This window comes from Bacillus sp. JJ1562 (assembly GCF_036962705.1).
Taxonomy (GTDB): Bacteria; Bacillota; Bacilli; order Bacillales; family Bacillaceae_L; genus Ferdinandcohnia.
The window spans coordinates 96,592-100,086 of sequence record NZ_JBALOQ010000035.1; the positions used below are offsets into that span (position 1 = coordinate 96,592).

Consider the following 3,495-nt stretch of genomic DNA (forward strand, 5'->3'; position numbering starts at 1 on the left):
TTAGCGGTACACGCTCGTTCCGAAAAGCAGTAAGCATGTCCCGTAAGAAGTACTTTGCGGCACACGCTCGGGCTAAAAAGCAGTAAGCGTGTACCCAAATAATAAGGGAGCTTATTTTGGTAACCATGAATCTTTTGAATGGAAGATATTTTCTAAACTGTATTTGGCAGCTTGCTCTTTGGTTAATGGTTTTGCCCAGGTAACCCTTCTGGTGGATTTGTTTCCGGGTCCTGAACTACCAAATTCAAAATATCGAGTTGTTTTTTCATTTTCTTCATTTCGCCAATTATCCCACCCATGTGGATGAATATGCTCACCCATCCAAGTATTGATAAATACTGTCTGGGCATAAGGTCGCCATGGACGACCTAAATAAACTTCCATTGCTTCTTTGGATCCAGTCAATTTGCAATTTATGAAACAAAAGCCAAATTCATTTTCCTCTGGAGTAGAAGCAGCGGTAATAAAGCCTTTTCGGAGGCTATGGATCGTACAATCCTCAAAAACAGCAACACCTGAACCAAAGATGAAATCGACATGCCCCTCTATATAACACTTTGAAAAATAATGTCTACCCTTAGATGTGTAAAGAGTGTCTTGATTTCCTAGTAGCCTTACATGTTTAAACATACACTTGTCACCAGCTACATATAGTGCAAGTGCTTGACCAATCTCATCACCGAAACCAGCGACATTTTGAATCGTTAGATGTTCCAAATGAAGGAGGTCTGCAAATGCATGAAAAACAGCCGTTTCAAATGTCCCGATTTCACTGCCATTCTCAGTTTTCATGCGGGCGTATTTACATCCCGTAATAATCGTTTTGTTTTCTCCAGCACCGATGATGGAGATATTGGGTTTGTTTTCAGGTACCGTTATGATTTCCTCGTATATACCTTCTTTTACATCAATCCTCACATGTTCCAATGGAAAGACCCGAACCGCATTAATAGCGGCTTGGATCGTCGTAAAATCCCCATCTCCATTTTGAGAGACAATTATTTTTTGCATAAGTGTGTCTCCTTTTGTTAGATCCTATTCTATTTCTACTGAGCCTTCACAGATTCACGGTATTTACCAGGTGTCGTTCCTTCGATTTTCTTAAAGGAGCGAATAAAGTTCTGTGAGTTGTTAAAGTTCAGTTTATCTGAGATATCTTTAACAGAGATCTCCGTTTCAGCAAGCCATTTTTTTGCCATATTGATTCGATACATTGATAAATATTCACTAAACGATATGTTCATTTCTTTTCTAAAAATGCTACTCAAATAGTTCGGGTTATAATGAAGTCTACTCGCAATCATGTCCAGTGTAATATTAGATTCAAATTCTTCATGGATAATATGAACAATGTTTTCTGATATAGACTTATATTGTGATTCAGATCGATCCTCAATTTTTTGAAGAAGAGGATCAATCACCACAGTTATAAACCATTCCTTCACATCTTCTCTCGATTTCTGTTCATAAATCGTTTCAAAAATCGAGCGATTGTCTTCTAAATCTAGAACGTTTATTGCTAATGTATGCATCAACTCTATTAAATCACTTAAGAAACGCACTAATGAAATTTGATATTGAACATGATTTAAATCATCGGAGAAGATTTCGTCAATTAACTCGTTGAGTAAGTCATATACTTTCTCTTTGTCGTTAACCTTGATTGAATCAAATAGTTCATTTTCAATTCGTTTAGGGAAATAGGTGTGTAATCCTTTGCCAATTTCAAGATTTTCAAAGAAGATAATCGATTCAGTGCCAAATTTTAGTGTATATTTAAGTGCCTCGAGACTTTCTTTATAACCGGTTCTTGTCTCAAGAACATCATTAAATGGTTCACTTACGCCAATACTGACAGGAATACTGTATTCTTCCCTTACCTTTTTCTGGATTTTTTCAGCGATAACATTTACATACTGATTAAACTCAGTTTTTGATTCAATATCGCTTGATAATAAGGTGACTTGAGTTTGTTTGTTAACGATTGGCATCATTCGCTCGTCACTTGGGATTAGTTCTTCAACGAGACCATTGATAACAAATAATAATACATCTTCTTCTTTTGATTTGTATGAAGTTCCCTCAAGACTATCGATTTGAACAGTTAGCACACTAAGCCATTTATAATCTAAATTATAACCATAATATTTCATTCTACCTTCCAGTTCTTCTTCTGTAACTTTGCCAGTTAAGAGCCGGTGCATAAAAAATTGCTTTAGCTGATTAATTTGATTTTGCAATGATTTTTCCAAAATATCGTTTTGCGTCAGCATGTCTTTAACATGGTTTTCGATAAAGACGAATTCATTTCTATCATCGCGTTCTTCTTTATTGGTGATTGAATGTAAAATGACATTTTGTAATTGTTTAATAGGTTGATAGATAATCCTACTACCAAATAACGCCAATAATAACGAAATTCCAGCTATCAACAATGTGATAGCAAGCGTCAACCATCCAATCGACCTAGACTGCGCTGTCAACTCATTAAGCTCGACAATGGAGACATAGATCCAGCCATTGTAAAACGATTTTCGATAGGTAAATAGATAATCTGTATTGTCTGATGTAATGGTAAATTGACCAGTATCATTTTTAATCGATGTGTTTTCGGTTAGGACATCATGATATTCGAAAGCTTGTCCAACTTTCTCTGTATCATTATGGAGGACAACGTTTTCATTTTCATCTAGAATGTAAAAGGTTTCTAAAGAATCGTCCTTTTGTAAGATATCACGAAAACTACATGTCGGTATATTTGCGATAATCATTCCTGTTGTATTAGATGAGACGACCGGTATTTTCTTAATCAAATTTAAATTATAGCCGCAAGCACGGGAGGCCACTTGTTTGTACAAGGGGTCATTCGTGTTTTTTTCTAATAGCCAAACAGAGCTTGTCTTAAGGGAAAGGTAGCGATCTAAAAGTTCATGAAGCTGAGCTTCAGAAATTCGTTGCAATCCATAGTTATTAACAAGCCAGTTGTTTTGGAAACTTATAAGTGCAACATCTGTTAAACGAGTATCAAATGTTTGCTGATGACTTAGGTCGTCTCTTAACTGGTTATAGAGCTGGAACTGTCGTGTTGTAAGTGGTTCCCTTAAGGATTCAATTATTTTTGACGAAGATGCTAATTGAGTTAAGGACTGATCAACCGACTTAATAACCTGTTCGACATTTGTTTGGATTTGGTACACGCTATGCTCTTTTTCTTTGGCAACATAATTTTCTACAACAGAAGTAGAACGAATGAATGAAAATATTCCAACAATAATGACCGGTATAATGGCCAAAATACTCACGAATAAAATCATTCTATGGAAGAAACTTCCTGGTAGTTTGAATTTCATGTAATCACTCCAAATCTATTCAAATGTGAGGGGATGATTATTACATTTGTAATATCCCTGTAATATTTGAATGCTCTTCTATTATAGTTGTAGTTATATATAAATTGAATAATCATTATGTCACATTGTGTTCATAATATTAGTA

Annotated in this window: 2 protein-coding genes; both read right to left on the reverse strand. The window is 35.5% G+C overall.

Translation table 11 applies throughout. The annotated features are described in order from the left end of the window. Positions 1 to 111: 111 nt before the first annotated feature. On the reverse strand, positions 112 to 1,011 hold the full coding sequence (locus V7097_RS19750; RefSeq protein ID WP_335705360.1) for a pectinesterase family protein: 900 nt from the start codon (positions 1,009 to 1,011) through the stop codon (positions 112 to 114). A gap of 35 nt (positions 1,012 to 1,046) precedes the next feature. Further along, positions 1,047 to 3,350 carry a helix-turn-helix domain-containing protein gene (locus V7097_RS19755; RefSeq protein ID WP_335705361.1) on the reverse strand — a complete coding sequence of 768 codons (2,304 nt, stop codon included), beginning with the start codon at positions 3,348 to 3,350 and terminating at the stop codon, positions 1,047 to 1,049. Between the last annotated feature and the right edge of the window lie 145 nt (positions 3,351 to 3,495).